This is a genomic window from Aquabacterium parvum, from assembly GCF_001447195.1.
Classification (GTDB): Bacteria; Pseudomonadota; Gammaproteobacteria; order Burkholderiales; family Burkholderiaceae_C; genus Aquabacterium; species Aquabacterium parvum.
Genome location: NZ_LFRI01000304.1, coordinates 1 through 273 on the forward strand (window position 1 = coordinate 1; position 273 = coordinate 273).

At 57.1% G+C, this 273-nt stretch carries 1 protein-coding gene; it reads left to right on the forward strand.

Annotation, left to right across the window (positions count from 1 at the left end; translation table 11 throughout):
* Positions 1-91: 91 nt before the first annotated feature.
* Positions 92-262 carry a hypothetical protein gene (locus ABG80_RS22740; RefSeq protein WP_160322519.1) on the forward strand — a complete coding sequence of 57 codons (171 nt, stop codon included), beginning with the start codon at positions 92-94 and terminating at the stop codon, positions 260-262.
* Positions 263-273 lie beyond the last annotated feature (11 nt).

Here is a 273-nt window from a genome sequence, read left to right on the forward strand (position 1 = left end):
CCCACCTATCCAAGTAGGCTTTCATCGACTTAGCGCCCCGTCTAATGGCACACAGAGGGCAAAGCAGGTGCTTCATGCAGAAGCTGGCCGCATGCAGCCTCACAGCGTCGATGGTGAAGTAGTGCCGGAACAGCAGCTAGTCACCGCAAGTGGTGAGCCGCTGGTGAAGCGTTTCTTGACCTTCAACGTGGTCGCCGATAAACTGCGCTACATCGAGCGCACGACTCTTTGCCTTACCGTACCGATCAACCCGCCTGGGTAGCGTCTCGATTC